This window comes from Amycolatopsis sp. MJM2582, assembly GCF_000754115.1.
GTDB lineage: Bacteria > Actinomycetota > Actinomycetes > Mycobacteriales > Pseudonocardiaceae > Amycolatopsis > Amycolatopsis japonica.
This window is the reverse complement of sequence record NZ_JPLW01000004.1, coordinates 151,322-165,340: the sequence shown is the minus strand read 5'-3', so window position 1 is coordinate 165,340 and position 14,019 is coordinate 151,322. Positions and strand designations below refer to the sequence as shown.

General features: G+C 69.3%; 11 protein-coding genes. 6 read left to right on the top strand and 5 right to left on the bottom strand.

Annotated elements, in window-relative coordinates; translation table 11 throughout:
- Positions 1-231: 231 nt before the first annotated feature.
- Positions 232-966 (top strand): hypothetical protein, encoded by a 735-nt coding sequence (locus tag ED92_RS26100; protein ID WP_037343454.1) that lies wholly within the window; start codon positions 232-234, stop codon positions 964-966.
- A 51-nt stretch (positions 967-1,017) separates the two neighbouring features.
- On the opposite strand, the gene ED92_RS26095 is transcribed toward ED92_RS26100, so the two are convergent.
- Positions 1,018-1,356: a nuclear transport factor 2 family protein gene (locus ED92_RS26095; protein ID WP_081975918.1), complete on the bottom strand. Its 339-nt coding sequence runs from the start codon at positions 1,354-1,356 to the stop codon at positions 1,018-1,020.
- 77 nt (positions 1,357-1,433) lie between these two features.
- On the opposite strand from ED92_RS26095, the gene ED92_RS26090 reads away from it, so the two are divergent.
- Genes ED92_RS26090 through ED92_RS26080 form a run of 3 tightly spaced genes read left to right on the top strand, consistent with a single transcriptional unit; the run spans position 1,434 to position 5,425 of the window.
- Positions 1,434-2,417 carry a YafY family protein gene (locus ED92_RS26090; protein WP_037342916.1) on the top strand — a complete coding sequence of 328 codons (984 nt, stop codon included), beginning with the start codon at positions 1,434-1,436 and terminating at the stop codon, positions 2,415-2,417.
- A 30-nt stretch (positions 2,418-2,447) separates the two neighbouring features.
- Positions 2,448-4,829 (top strand): NB-ARC domain-containing protein, encoded by a 2,382-nt coding sequence (locus tag ED92_RS26085; protein WP_052120869.1) that lies wholly within the window; start codon positions 2,448-2,450, stop codon positions 4,827-4,829.
- Entirely contained in the window at positions 4,826-5,425 is a 600-nt protein-coding gene (locus ED92_RS26080; RefSeq protein WP_235213368.1) for a GNAT family N-acetyltransferase, read from the top strand. The genes ED92_RS26085 and ED92_RS26080 overlap by 4 nt, the downstream gene beginning before the upstream one ends.
- A gap of 78 nt (positions 5,426-5,503) precedes the next feature.
- Here the strand turns inward: ED92_RS26080 and ED92_RS26075 are convergent, their stop codons facing one another.
- The 3 genes from ED92_RS26075 to ED92_RS26060 all read right to left on the bottom strand — a co-directional run bounded on the left by ED92_RS26075 (position 5,504) and on the right by ED92_RS26060 (position 9,412).
- Positions 5,504-6,757 carry an HNH endonuclease signature motif containing protein gene (locus ED92_RS26075; RefSeq protein ID WP_037343451.1) on the bottom strand — a complete coding sequence of 418 codons (1,254 nt, stop codon included), beginning with the start codon at positions 6,755-6,757 and terminating at the stop codon, positions 5,504-5,506.
- A 416-nt stretch (positions 6,758-7,173) separates the two neighbouring features.
- A complete protein-coding gene (locus ED92_RS26065) occupies positions 7,174-8,022 on the bottom strand; it encodes an SDR family oxidoreductase (protein ID WP_037342911.1) in 849 nt (282 codons plus the stop codon).
- Positions 8,023-8,047: 25 nt separating this feature from the next.
- Positions 8,048-9,412, bottom strand: a complete 1,365-nt coding sequence (locus ED92_RS26060) for an MFS transporter (protein WP_037342910.1) — start codon at positions 9,410-9,412, stop codon at positions 8,048-8,050.
- A gap of 76 nt (positions 9,413-9,488) precedes the next feature.
- On the opposite strand from ED92_RS26060, the gene ED92_RS26055 reads away from it, so the two are divergent.
- Positions 9,489-12,179 (top strand): AAA family ATPase, encoded by a 2,691-nt coding sequence (locus ED92_RS26055; protein WP_037342908.1) that lies wholly within the window; start codon positions 9,489-9,491, stop codon positions 12,177-12,179.
- 12 nt (positions 12,180-12,191) lie between these two features.
- On the opposite strand, the gene ED92_RS26050 is transcribed toward ED92_RS26055, so the two are convergent.
- A complete protein-coding gene (locus ED92_RS26050) occupies positions 12,192-13,070 on the bottom strand; it encodes a VCBS repeat-containing protein (protein WP_037342906.1) in 879 nt (292 codons plus the stop codon).
- Here ED92_RS26050 and ED92_RS26045 point away from each other — a divergent pair.
- Complete coding sequence (locus tag ED92_RS26045; protein WP_369797433.1) at positions 13,057-13,851, top strand: helix-turn-helix domain-containing protein; 795 nt, start codon at positions 13,057-13,059, stop codon at positions 13,849-13,851. The two genes, ED92_RS26050 and ED92_RS26045, sit on opposite strands and share 14 nt — an antisense overlap.
- Positions 13,852-14,019 lie beyond the last annotated feature (168 nt).

The following is a 14,019-nucleotide window of genomic DNA, read 5'->3' as shown; positions in this document are numbered from 1 at the left end:
TCCGTCCGACCACGGAAAACCCTACCGTGAACCGAGGAATTCATGCGCCGAAATCGCATTACCGTGCTGACCGCGTGCCTCGTCCTGTCCCTCTCCCCATTCCCCGTGTCCGCCGCCGCGCAAGAGACGGCGGCCCCCTTCTGTTATGAAGAACCCGTCCAGCCGAAAGCCGATGTCAGTGACATAAAGGCCGGTTTCCAGTCCACGAAGTGGCTTCAAACGATCCAGGCCGTGTACAAGCGGCGCTGGCCCAGCGGCGAAGGCCTCGCGACCGCCCAGGCCAAGGACAAGTACTTCAGCCAGTTCGTGAACAAGACCAGCTTCAACGCGCTCGCCGAGTCCCTGATGGTGGCGATCCACGAAGAGACCCACATGTGGGATCTGGATCCTTCGAGAACCTCGTGGGACGTCTATGTCTCCGCCTGGATCGACGCTTCCCGCAAGGCGATGAAGGTCCCGATCCACGGCGGATTCCCGCGTCGCGAAATACTGCCGCTGATCACGGACGATCTCACGCGGTCGATGGACGACATCTACCTGCGCGACCAGCAGCAGGGGTCGTACCGGATCCAAGGGGTCATCGCGGAACTCAACGCCGGGCTCATGGGATTGCCCGCGGCGACCGTCGTCGCCGAGTACATCCAAGGAGTCGGCGCGAGCAATTCCCGCGACATCGCGGCGACGAACATGCGCTACCTCCAGCTGTACCTGCGCGTCGCCAAGACGAAGCATCCCGATTACTGGGCCAAGATCAAGGCACAGCCCGAATTACGCGAATTCGTGCTCATCGAGTTCCTTCGGACGGCCTACTGGCTGGATCAATCCGCACCCCATGCCGCCAAACTCGGCAGTGCGGACGTGGCCAAGATCGTCGCCAAGAACTACGCCCCCGAGAACATCGCGATCATCGAGGAGTTCACCGGCGCCAAGGTGAACACCGGCACGGCCAGGAACTGCACGGTCTGACGCCGTACCCGGCTCGCCGGTGACGGGGCCCGTCACCGGCGAGCCGACCCGTCACGGCACGAACACCGGCTGGTCCAGCGCCCACAGCCAGGAGCCGTCCGGCTGACGGCGGGCGACCTCGACGGTCATCTCACCGGTGGTCAGCGTGGACGCGGTGAGCGCGAGGTCCCCGCTCACCAGCGCCGGGTGCTGCCTGCCCGGCAGGAGTTCCGGCGCGGCCGCGACGAACTCCTCGTACACCTTGCGGATCTCCGCGTGCCCGGTCGCGACGTTGCCCGGCGGGAACGCCAGCACCGCGTTCGGTTCGTACAACGCCACCAGCCCTTCGACATCGCCCGCGTTGCCTCGTTCGATGAAGAACCTGCCCAGATCGTTCGGCTCGGTGGCCACAGTCCTGCTTGTCATGGGGATGAGCTTCGCAGCGAATACACGACATCCTGTGTCGTGTATTCCGTTAGAGTTTTCGCATGCGCGCCGACCGGCTGGTCTCCCTGGTCTTGCTGTTGCGTCATCGGGGCAGGCTGTCCGCGACCACGCTCGCCCGCGAACTGGAGGTCTCCACCCGCACCGTGCTGCGCGACATCGAGGCGTTGTCGGCGGCGGGTGTCCCGGTGTACGCCGAACGCGGCAGGCACGGCGGTTTCGCGCTGCTGCCCGGTTTCCAGACGGAACTCACCGGGCTGAACCACGACGAGGCGCTCGCGCTGCTGATCGCGGGTTCGCGGCGTGGCGCGCAGGCGTTCGGCCTCGGTTCCGCGCTCGCGTCGGCCATGCTCAAGGTGATCGACGCGCTGCCTGAGGGCCAGCGGGACACCGCGGCGGGCGCGGCCCGGCGCCTGCTCATCGACCCGGAGACCGATCTCCTCTCGCGCCGGGTGGCCGGCGAGGAGGTGTCCGACACCATCGTCGCCGAGGTCCGGCGCGCGGTGTTCTCCGGGCACAAGCTGCGCATTCACTACGCGGCCTCGGGTCAGGCGGCGCGGTGGCGCACGGTGGATCCGATCGGGCTGGTCACCGTCCGGGATCAGGGTTATCTGCTGGCCACGAGGGCAGGCGAGGACCGTACTTACCGGCTGTCCCGGCTACGGGCCGCCGAGGAACTCCCCGAATCCGCGGAACGACCGGAGCGCGTCGATCTGGACCGGACCTGGCAGGAACGCAGTACGAGGTTCCGGACCGGCGGGGACCAGGTCGCGGTCGAGGTGCGGGTGGATCCGGCACGGCGGGACCAGCTGGTGGGCACCGCGCTGGCCGTCCTCGCGGAGGAAACCGACGAGGACGGCACGCTGCGGCTGGAGGTGACGTTCCAGGACGCGCGGCACGCCGAATGGGCGCTGTGGAACCTCGCCGCGGACGCGGAAGCCCTTGCCCCGCCTTGGTTACGCGATTCCTTGCGGGACAGGGCGGCGGCGATCACGGCCCGCTATCCCGTGAGACAAAAGTCAAGTTGAGGCCGCAGGTCGGGACGGGATAATCCGATCATGACGAACGCCGCCCCTGGCCGGGCAGCCACGAGTTTCCGCGTGCTGCTGAAGGGTTACCGCGTCCGCGCCGACCTCACGCAGGAGGAGCTCGCCGAGGGGTCCGGGGTGAGCGTCCGCGCGATCAGCGACATGGAGCGGGGGATCGCGAAAAGCCCGCAACGCCGGACGATCGAAGCACTCGCCGCGCCGCTGTCCTTGACCGACGAAGAGCTGACCGGCCTGCAGAAGGCCGCGAGGCGGGGCCGGGCCCCCTCCCCCGGTATCCCCAAGACGCACCTGATCGGCGTGCTTCCGGCGGACGTCGACGACCTCACCGGACGCGAGAGCGATCTCGACGCGCTGCGTGCCCTTTCCGCGGATCTGTGCGACGGACGGCGCCGGGCGGGACGGGTCGCGATCCTGAGCGGACCGCCCGGGACCGGCAAGACCACCCTCGCGGTCCGCGTGGCGCACAACCTCGCCGAGGAGTTCCCCGACGGCAGGCTTTTCCTGAAGCTGCGCGGTATGTCCGCCGACCCGGCGAACCCGGCGGACGTGCTGCATTTGATCCTGCGTTCGCTGGGTGTCGACGCGGTGCGCATCCCCGCCGATCCGGAAGACCGGGCGGGCCTGTGCCGGTCACTCCTGCGGGATCGGGCCGTCCTGATCGTCTTGGACGACGCGGCCGACGAAGCCCAGGTCCGCCCGCTGCTGGTCGGCGGGCCGCGGTGTCTCACCCTGGTCACCGGCCGTCAGATGCTGGTGGGCCTGGAATGCGCGAGCAGGCTCCCTCTCGACGTCTTCAGCGAGCACGACGCCGTCTCCCTGCTGTCGGCCATCATCGGGGCGGACCGCGTCGCGCGCGAACGGCGAGCGGCACTCGAACTGGTCGAACTGTGCGGCAGGCTGCCGCTGGCGCTGCGGATCGCGGGCAATCGGCTGGCGAGCCGTCCGACGTGGCCGCTGTCGCGTCTGGTGGACCAGCTCCGCGACCGCGGCCGTCGGCTGACCACACTGACCGCCGGCGATCTCTGCGTGCGCAGCGTGTTCGAACTGTCGTACCGCCAGCTCAGCCCGAACGCCGCCGCGATGTTCCGGCGGCTGTCCCTCGTCCCGGCCGCGGATTTCCCGGTGGGTGCCGCGATGACGCTCGTCGAAGCTTCCGACGAGGACGACGCCGCCGTCTTCCTGGAGGAACTGGCCGACGCGAGCCTGCTGCAGACGTCTCAGGAGAACGGGCGATACCAGTTCCACGACCTCCTGCGGGTCTTCGCGACCGAACGGCTCGCCCGGGAGGAATCCCCCGAAGTCGCCGCAGCGGCGGAAAAGCGGCTGACGGACTGGCTGGTGCGCACCGCGACGGCGGCGGGCCGCTACTTCCACCCGACCGACGGGGTCAGCCCGCTCCCGGCCGCCACGCCGTCGTTCGGTGACCACACCGGCGCGGGCAGATGGCTCGAAGCCGAGCTGAAGAACTGGCTCGCCGCGGTCAAAAGCGTCGCCGCGCGCGGTGACCACCGGCCGGTCCTCGACCTCGCCGAGTCGATGCACTGGTATTCGGAGATCGGCGGGACCGCGAGCGTCTGGTACGACGTGTTCGGGCTCGCGGTGAACTCGGCCATCGCGCTCGGCAGCAAACGGGACGAGGCGGTGCACCGGAACTATCTGTCCTGGGTGCACGCTTCGCTGCGCGACCGGGCGGAGGAGTCGATCCGGATGGCCCGGCTGGCGTGGGACGCCGCGGTGGAGGCGGGCGACCGGCGCGAACAGGGCTGGGCGCGGGTGTACCTGACGAGCGCCCACGCCCGCGACGCCGACGCCACGACGTCACCGAAGCTCTTCGACGAGGCGGCGCGTCTGTTCGAAGAGGCCGGCTACCCGCTCGGAGTCCACGTGGCGCGGACGATGCGGGCTTCGTACTGGTACCGGAACGGCCGGTTCGCCGACGCCGCCGAGGAGTTCGACGTCTGCGTCCGCTACTTCGCGCAGGAGCACGGCGGCACCCGGACCCCGGTGGACGACACCAACTACGCGTACGTGCTGCTGCGTTCCGCGCGGAACCTGGCCGCGCTCGACGCACCCGATCGGGCGCTCACCCAATGCGAAACGGCGCTCGCCCTGTTCCGCAAGCACGGGGCGGCCATGGGCCAGGCTCGCGCGCTGCAGGAGACGGGACGGCTCCTGCGCCGTCAGGGCGACCACGCGAACGCGCACCGCCGCCTGTCCGAGGCCGAGGAGCTCTACGAACGCATCGGGCTGACACAGGCCCAGATCGAAACACTCGTCGAACGAGCGGCTCTGGCCGACGAGAGCGGCGATCCGGCGTCGGCGCGCGCGGACCGGGAACGCGCTCATGGTCTCGGCTTTGGGACGTCAGATGTCCCGAAACCCACACAGTGAGCCCTTTCAAAGGCTGCCTGACAGGTGGTGTTCCGGACGCGATACTGGCTTTCATGATTCCAGCGAACCGCCCGGACACAGTCCACTTGAGGGCGTTCACCGAGGCCGACCTCGCCTTTCTCGACCGTCTCTGCACGGATCCCGATGCGCTCGGCGAGTTCGAGTGGCCCGGATTCGGTGATCCGAGGGCACGCCGCAAGCGATGGGAGCTCGACGGGTACATCTCCGCCGAGTCCGCGTCGGTCGCGATCGCGCGGGCCGACGACACGGTTGTCGGTATCGTCACCTGGAAGCCCCGCGGCTTCCCCTTGGGTGTCACCTACGAGATCGGCGTGGGGGTGCTACCCGAGCATCGTGGACAGGGGGTGGGCACGGCGGCGCAGAAGTTGCTCGTGGACTACCTGTTCGGCCGCACGACCGCGAACAGAATCGAAGCCCTCACCAATGGCGGTAACCTCGGCGAGCAGAAAGCCCTCGAACGCCTGGGGTTCCGCCGGGAAGGGGTCATGCGCGGCAGATCCTTCTACCACGGCGAGTATGTCGATGTGCTCGTCTACGGTCTGCTCCGCTCGGAGCATTCTCCCGGAACGACATGAGCAACCTAAAGGCTCAGTGACCGACTGCGGGCATGCCGAGGGGCCCGTCGCCTGGGTGGCTGGCGGGCTCCTCGGTGGTCAGACGTGGTGCAGGGTGTTGCGGCGGGGTTGTCGGAGCGGATCTCGATACTGGGGTGGGATGAACTCCGGTAACCCATCGGCGGCCATGCGGACTTCCCAATCACCGTGGTGAATCAGCCGATGATGGAACCCGCAGAGCAACACGAGGTTCCGAAGATCCGTCGGGCCGCCGTCTGCCCAGTGGTGAATGTGGTGGGCGTGGCAGTTCTTGGGTTTCCGATGGCAGCCGGGGAAGGCGCAGCCGCCGTCGCGGATGTTGAGTGCACGTCTTTGGCCTGGGGTGACGAACCGTCTCAGGCGTCCCATATCCAGCGGTTCACCCGAGGCACCCATCACCACCGGCAGCATCAGGCAATCGCAAGCGGCCAGTCGGGCTTCGCGGGCGGTCATCGTTCCGACGAAGTCGAGACAGGCGGTCCCGAGACCGGACTTCAGTTCCTCGAGTCCGACGGTGACGTGCACCAAGGTGCGGTAGCCGCTGGTCCCCGGCTGGTCCGGGCAGGCGATGGCCAGATCGAGCAGCTCGGCCCAGGCGTCTCCCAGGCGCTCGCACTTCATCCGCAAGTCCGCCTGGCCGAACTCATCCACCGGCCGCGGCTGCGCATGTGCTTCCAGCGCGGCGGCGGTCCGGGCCCCGGTCTCGTCATCCAGCAGACCGGTGAGTTTCCAGAACCCGTCCCTGCGCCGCTCCAAGGTGATCTCGCGGCGTGGTTCCTTGGGTTCGGGGTCTTTGGGTTCCTTGCCGTCGGGGTTCAGTAAGCCCTGCAGGTTCGCTTCAGCCTTGGCGAGCTGGCGGGGACCGGCGCTCGGGGCGAGATTGGCGAGGATCTGCTCCGCACCCGCCCGATCCTCAGCCGAAATGTCGGCCGGGAGGTTTTTCAAGATCTCCAGGATCTGATCGATCCGCTCATCCCCGACCAGTCCCTGAGCGGCGACCGCGGCGGTCGCGGGCGCGACCGGCGGAACCTCCGTGCCATCCAGGGCCCGGGTGGGGTTCAGCGCGATGGCGCGCTTCACGATCGGACCCGCCTCACCCCGTGACAACCCCGCGATCTCGGCGAGCCAGCTCGCCGTACTCCCATGCCCGTACAAGTCTTTGACACCCCGAGACTCGATCTCCGCCAGGAACTGCCCCAGACAGGCGGTCGCGATCCGGATCACCTGCAAAGCGTGCTGCACGCCATGCGCAAGCTCCAGCTTGCCGGCGCGCCACAGCTCCTGCGGCAACTCGGGAAGGAAGGTCTCGGACACCCCTCCATAATAGCCGAAGAAATCGAACACATGTTCGTAATTTTAAGCAACAAGCCAACTCGTATCGACAACACTGAAGGGTGAAACAGTCGCCAACGCCGCATCACCCTGAGCGACTCGCATTTAGTCGACTAAATGCGAAGAGGTCCACGCGGTTAGTCGACTAAATGATGAATCGGCAACTCCCGGGCGCCGCACTACCGGTGTACTCCCCAAGCCCCGCAACCAACTCCGCCACATCCGGCACATCCGCGAGATGCGCCGGGTGATTCATGTACTGCTCGTACCCCTCGATGTCTTCGAGCACAGTCACGGCGCCGTAGTCGAATTAACCGCCGAAATCGGGACCGACGACGCGTGTTTTTCTTCGTCGGACACTCCAGGCTTGAGCGTGAACCGGATGCAGTGGTAAATCATCAGACGGCCTCGAAGGCGGCGACGTGGTCGCGGGCGAAATCGGTGACGTCACGCGCGGGGTGCCCGGTCAGGTCGGCGACGGACGTGTGCACTTCGGCGGCTTCGCCTCGGGCGTAGTGGGCGTAGTCCTCGATGAGGCCGTCGAGCTGCCACGGCGGGAGCAGACCGCTCAGCGCGGCGGCGAACTGGTCGGCGGACGTGTCGTGGAAGACTACGCTCCGGCCCAGAACCGCGGAAAGCGCGTGGGCGATCTCAGTGTGGGTCACGGCGCGCGGGCCGGTCAGTGTGTAGGTCCTTCCCGCGTGGCCCGGATCGGTGAGCACCACCGCGGCGGAGTCCGCGATGTCCCTGGTGTCGATCGCGCTGACGGCGGCGTCGCCGATGGGTGCGGCGATGAAGCCCTGCGCGATGGTGCGGGAGAAGGCGAGCAGCGCCTGCAGGTACAGGTTGGGGCGCAGCACGGTGTGCTCGATCCCGAGGTTTCGGACGTATTCCTCGACTTCGGCGTGCCAGCGCAGGAATCGTACCGGCGAGTCGGCGTTCGCCGCGTACTGCGAGAGCAGCACGAGCCGGTTCACGCCGGCGTCCCGGGCCAGGTCGGCGAACCGGATCTGGTGTGCTGCGGCGTCGGCCGCGGACGGGCTGTTGAGGAAGGCCGCGTCGACGCCTTTCAGTGCCGCGGCGACGGATTCCGGATCACCCAGATCGGCGACGACGGTTTCGGCGCCGGGAATGGAGCGGCCCGGGTCCCGGGTCATGGCGCGGACGGCGACTCCGCGAGCTCGAAGGGCGGGGATCAAGGCGGAGCCGACGGTTCCGGTCGCGCCGGTCACCAACACGGTGTCCATTGTGGAGTGTCCTTTCTGGTCGAGATCAACGTTCGGCGGAGGCGAGCGACACCGCGAGGGCGATGACGACGAAGGCTGCCTCGCCGAGGAAAGCGGTCGTGAACGAGATGTCGCCGTGGGTTCCGGCGGCGCCGATGGCGATTCCGGCGAGTGCGGCGAGGCCGACCGCGCCGCCCAGTTGCTGCGCGGCGTTGACCAGTCCGCTGAGCAGACCCGCTTCGCCGTCCGCGCTGTCGCGGACCGCCATCGCGGTGGCGTTGACGGCGCCCAGCCCGAGTCCGGTGCCGATCAGCAGGAACGCGCCCAGCAAGCTGACCGAGAAGCCACTGGTCGTCGGATCCCAAGCCAGCCACAGGAAACCGGCGAGCAGGACGGTGAGGGCGACCGGCAGCGCGCGGCCGGGTCCGACGCGTTTCGCCAGTATCGGCGCGAGGACACTGCCGACGATGATCATGACGGCGAGCGGGAGCTGGGTCATCCCGGTCGCCAGCGGGCTCATCCCGAGCACGTCCTGCTGGTACTGGGGCAGGAAGAAGAACAGGCTAGTCAGGGTGCCGCCGATCAGCACCATCACCAGATTCGCGGTGACCACCGGCTTCCGGCGGAACACCCCCAGCGGGACCAGTGGCCGCGCGGAACGCCGCTCGACGACCACGAACGCCGCCAGCGAAACGAGACCCGTGGCGAGCCCGGCGACCGTGCCGGGCGCGGTCCAGCCGGCGTCCGAGGCGGAGACCATGCCCAGCGCGAGACCGGAGATCCCGATGGTGATCGTGACGGCGCCCAGCGCGTCGAACCGGCCCGGCCCGCCGGGCACCGGCGCCACCGCGCGCCACACGACGAACGCGCCGAGGCCACCGAACGGCACCGGCGTCACGAACACCGCCTGCCAGCCGAGCAGTTCGGTCAGCGTTCCGCCGAGGAAGACTCCGGCGAGGCTGCCCGCCCCCGCGACCGCGCCCCAGATCCCCATCGCCCGGGTGCGTTCCGCGGGCGACGGGTAGAGGCCGAGCACGAGCGACAGCGCGGCGGGCATCAGGACCGCGGCCCCGACCCCCTGCCCGATCCGCCCGGCGATCAGCATCCCGCCGCCGGTGGCCAGCGCGCAGAAGGCGGTCGCCGCGAGATAGCCCGTCATTCCGGCCAGGAACACCTTCCTGGCCCCGAGCACGTCGGCGAGACGGCCGCCGAGCAGCAGCAGACCGGCGACGGTCACCAGGTAGCTGTCCACCACCACGGTGAGTTCGGCGGCGCTGAGCCCCAGGCCCTGCCGGATCCTGGATCCGGCCAGGTTGACCATCGCGGCATCGAGGATGACCAGGAACATGGCGCTCGCCAAACCGGCCATCGCCATCCCGCGCGAGATCCGTTTCGTCTCTCGTACTGTCATGCCGCAACGATCGCGCGGGACCGCCTCCGCTCGCGTCGGCGACAATCACCTACTTCATCTCGCTAGGGTTCGGACCATGCCCACGACGTCCTCCCGTCAGCTCGTCGGCAGGCGCGACGAGATCGATCGCCTCCTCGCCCTGGTCCGAGCGGCAGGCCGGGGCGAAGGCGGGGTACTCGTCCTCCGTGGTGAGCCCGGCATCGGCAAGAGCGCGCTGCTCGACCACCTCGGGCAGGCGATGGCCGGGGAATTCCAGCTCATCCGCGCGTCCGGGTCGGAGTTCGAGGGCGAACTGCCGTTCGCGGCATTGCATCAGCTGTGCGTTCCGGCGCTGGCGCATCTCGACACGCTGTCGGCGCCGTACCGAGAGTCCCTCCTCGTCGCCTTCGGGCTGGCCGACGGCGCGCCGGACCCGTTCCGGGTCGGCCTCGCCGCGCTCGAACTGCTGTCGACGGCCGCCGGGACGCGGCCGATGCTGTGCCTGGTCGACGACGCGCATTGGCTGGACACCGCGTCGGCGAGGGCGTTGACGTTCCTGGCGAGGCGGATCGCGGCCGAGCCGATCGCGATGGTGTTCGCCGCCCGCGACCGGGAGGCGGTCCGCGGCCTGGACGAGCTGCCCGGCCTGACGGTCGGCGGCCTGACCGACGCGCACGCGCGCGCCTTGCTGGCCGAGGAGAAGACCGTGACGCTGGATGAGCGGGTGCGTGACCGCCTGCTCGCCGAGGCCCGCGGCAACCCGCTCGCCCTGATCGAACTGCCGAAAGCGGGTGGCTTCGCGCCGCCGGAGCCGTCGCCGGTCGCGAACCGGATCGAACGCAGTTTCCTGGCCAGGATGGCGGAGCTGCCCGTGGACGCGCGGAGGCTGTTGATCCTCGCGAGCGCCGATCCCACCGGCGATCCCGGTCTGCTGTGGGCGGCCGCGGGACGGCTGGACATCGACGTGCCCGCCGCGAGCGCCGCCGCCGAGGCGTCCGGGCTGATCCGGTTCGACACGCGGGCGCGCTTCTGTCATCCGCTGGCGCGGTCCGCCGCGTACCGCGCGGCCGAGCCGGAGCAGCGCCATACCGCGCATCGGGCGCTGGCCGAGGTCACCGACGCGGAAACCGCCGGGGACCGGCGGGCCTGGCACCGTGCCCAGGCCACCACCGGACCGGACGAGGAGGTCGCGGCGGAGCTGGAGCTGTCGGCGTCGCGGGCGCAGGCGCGCGGTGGTGTGGCGGCCGCCGCCGCGTTTCTCGAACGGGCGGCGGCGCTTTCGCTCGATCCCGCCAAGCAGACGGAGCGCACCCTCGCGGCCGCGCGGACGACGCTCGAAGCGGGCGGGACGGAGGCGGCGGCGGATCTGCTGGCCAGCGTCGACACGGAGACCTTGGACGTGCCGCAGCACGCGTCCGTCGACCTGCTGCGCGGGCGGATCGCGTTCGTCCAAGGCGCGGAGGGGGCCGTGCGGGGGCCGGAGCTCATCTTGCGGGCGGCACAACGGCTCGCCGCCGTCGATCCGGGGCGATCACGCGAGTTCTTCGTCTCGGCACTGGAAATGGGGCTCGTCGTCGGCCGGGCCGCGGGAGTGCTGGACCGCGTCCTCGACGCGGCGCGCTCGGCGCCTCCGGGGCCGCCGGACCTCCTCGACGCGCTCGTGCGGCTGACCACCGAGGGACACCATGCCGGTGTTCCCGCGCTTCGCCGGGTTCTCACCGGCGACGACGACGGCTGGACCAGGACGCCGGCCTTGGCCACCGTGCTCGCGGGCGAGCTGTGGGACATCGAGCTGCACGCGACGATCGTCGACTGGCTCGTGCGGACCGGGCGCGACACCGGATCGCCGATGACCATCCGGCTCGGCCTCTCCCAGGTGGCGCTGCACGCGGTGCTCACCGGGAACTTCGGCCGGGCGATGGACGCGATCGCGGAAGAGGAGGCGATCGCGGACGCCGTCGGCGACGCGCCGCAGCTCTACCCGCGAGTGCATCTGGCGGCCCTGCGCGGCCGTCGTGAGGAAGTGCTCGACCTGTTCGCCGAGGCGACGACGCGGGGCAGCGGCCAGCTGACCGCGAACGCCCACTGGGCGACGGCCGTGCTGTACAACGGTCTCGCCGAATACCCGGCCGCGCTGGACGCGGCGACACGTGCCGTGGCGAGCGGCGATCTCTTCCTCGCCGGGATCGCGCTGCCCGAGCTCGTGGAGGCCGCGGTCCGGTGCGGGGAGCACGCCGTCGCCCGGTCGGCGCTGGACTCCTTGACCGAACGCACGGAACCCGCCGGAACCGCGTTCGCCCTCGGGATCGCGGCGGCCGCGCGGGCGTTGGTCAGCGACGCGGAGGCCGATCACCTGGAAGCGTTGGGGCAGCTGGAAAACAGCCCGCTCTCGGTACATCTCGCGCGGGCGCGCCTGCGGTACGGCGAGTGGCTGCGCCGCGAGGGCCGCCGACGCGAGGCACGCGAACACCTGCGCACCGCGCACGAACGGCTGTCGGACATCGGGCTGGAGGCGTTCACCCGGCGGGCCGCCGACGAACTGCGGGCGACCGGGGAGGTCGCCCGCAGCCGCACCGGACATTCCTACGACCACCTGACCATGCAGGAGACGCATATCGCGCGCCAGGTCGCCGCGGGCGCGACCTCGAAGGAGGTGGCCACGCGCCTGTTCCTCAGCCCCCGCACGGTGGACGCCCACCTGCGCAACATCTTCCGCAAACTCGGCATCACCTCGCGCAGGCAGCTGAGAGGCATGCCCGACCTCCTCGACGCGGGGGCCGCTTCTTGACTTTCACACCGCTCAGACCGGGATGTCGCCCGCTGTCCCCCATTGGGTGGTGAACAGGTTCAGGCCGTACCAGGTCCCGTTCGACGGGCGCCACACCACGAAGTCCGCCCGCGGGTCGCCGCCGAAATCGCCGCCCAGGGGCACGTCGCCTGCCACACCCCATTGCTGAGTGGCGATACCGAGCACGTACCAGACGCCGTTACCCGGCCGCCAAACGGCGAAATCGGCCCGGCCGTCGGCGTTGAAATCGCCGGCCACCGGAATGTCGCCCACGGTGCCCCATTGCTGGGTCGCGATTCCCCGTACGTACCAGACGCCGTCGCTCGGCCGCCAAACGGTGAAGTCGGTTCGGCCGTCCGCGTCGAAATCGTCCGCGACCGGAACGTCACCGGCGACACCCCATTGCACGGTGGCGATACCCAGCACGTACCAGGTCCCATTACTCGGCCGCCACACGGCGAAATCGGAGCGGCCGTCGGCATTGAAATCGCCGGTCAACGGAACGTCGCCCGCCACGCCCCACTGCTGGGTCACCACCACGCCGTTGCTGCTCTGGATGATGTACCAAATACCGTTGCCCGGCCGCCATACGGCGAAGTCGGCCCGGTGGTCACCGTCGTAGTCGGCGGCGACCGGCACGTCACCCGAGACGCCCCACTGCTGCGTCACCACGCTGCCGTCGCTGCTGCGGATCACATACCAGACACCGTTACCAGGGCGCCAAACCGCCTTGTCGGCGAACCCGTCGCCGTCGAAGTCCGCCGCGGTCTTCTGCGACGGTGGCGAGGCGGCGATCCGGACGTCGCCCTCGTCCGCGCCCGCCGCGGGTGCCACGAGCAGACCGGCGAGCAGACCGGCCAGCGCCGTCCCCAGCCGAATGGATCTTCGCATTTTGCTCGAACCTCTTTCCGTTCGGTGGATGCACTCTTCCCAGTTCGCGTTTTTTGACCGAAGATACGCACCGGGACCGTTCCACCCTGACACCGACGTGTTGGCCTTGTCAGCAAGGTTTCCGTCCAGTGGACCGCGCGAGGGGATTTCAATGGAGACCAAGAGAAGACCGAGAAGCGTCCTCGAAGGCGCTTTCACCCTATTGGATGCCTTGGTACGACATCAAGGTGAAGCGGGATTGACCCAGCTGGCGAATTCGTGCTCGATACCGAAAGCGACGGCACATCGATTACTCGAGCAATTGACCGCGCTGGAGGTTGTCCAGCGCAGCGAAAACCGCTATCGCGTCGGCGCGCAGGCATTCCGGCTCGGCCAATCGTGGCAACCCTATCCACGTCTGCTGGAACTGGCCCGCGGGGAGCTCCGGCGCCTGACCGCGACGACGCGAGCCAGTTCGGTGCTCGCCGTGCCCTGCGACGGGCACTTCCTGATCGCCGCCGCCAGCCTCGCCCGGCCGGAGGATCACCTCCTTTTCCGCCCTGGATCGACCGTGCCGCAGCGCATCGGCCGGTTCTGCCCCGTCTGGCAGGCGGAACACGAACTCGTCGCCATCGAAGCGGCCATCAGGTTGCCGACCGGTCGCGCGGTCGGTTCGATCGCGGCCGTACTCGCGCCGCGGCAACCGCTCGCCGCGCTGTCCGAAACCGTCGCCCGCACCGCCCGCACGCTCGGCGCGGCGCTGGTGCGCAAGGCCGACACCATGTCGCCAATGTCCCTTTGAGCGCACAACGCGGTTTTCGAACGTTCGGGCCGCTTGCCCATTCGGGCAGACTTACCCCGTCCCACCGGCGATCCCGGCACAGGGCGCCGGATCCGGCCGGGCTCGGGATGATTGAATGACAAGGTTGTCACCCCGGCGTCCCGATCACCTTGAAGCGAGGCAAGTCGC

What these genes read in the sequence shown, in the direction of transcription:
- ED92_RS26050 (WP_037342906.1), bottom strand. Translation starts at nt 13,070, where the DNA reads ATGCGAAGATCCATTCGGCTGGGGACGGCGCTGGCCGGTCTGCTCGCC.
- ED92_RS26085 (WP_052120869.1), top strand. Translation starts at nt 2,448, where the DNA reads ATGACGAACGCCGCCCCTGGCCGGGCAGCCACGAGTTTCCGCGTGCTG.
- ED92_RS26055 (WP_037342908.1), top strand. Translation starts at nt 9,489, where the DNA reads ATGCCCACGACGTCCTCCCGTCAGCTCGTCGGCAGGCGCGACGAGATC.
- ED92_RS26090 (WP_037342916.1), top strand. Translation starts at nt 1,434, where the DNA reads ATGCGCGCCGACCGGCTGGTCTCCCTGGTCTTGCTGTTGCGTCATCGG.
- ED92_RS26045 (WP_369797433.1), top strand. Translation starts at nt 13,057, where the DNA reads ATGGATCTTCGCATTTTGCTCGAACCTCTTTCCGTTCGGTGGATGCAC.
- ED92_RS26065 (WP_037342911.1), bottom strand. Translation starts at nt 8,022, where the DNA reads ATGGACACCGTGTTGGTGACCGGCGCGACCGGAACCGTCGGCTCCGCC.
- ED92_RS26060 (WP_037342910.1), bottom strand. Translation starts at nt 9,412, where the DNA reads ATGACAGTACGAGAGACGAAACGGATCTCGCGCGGGATGGCGATGGCC.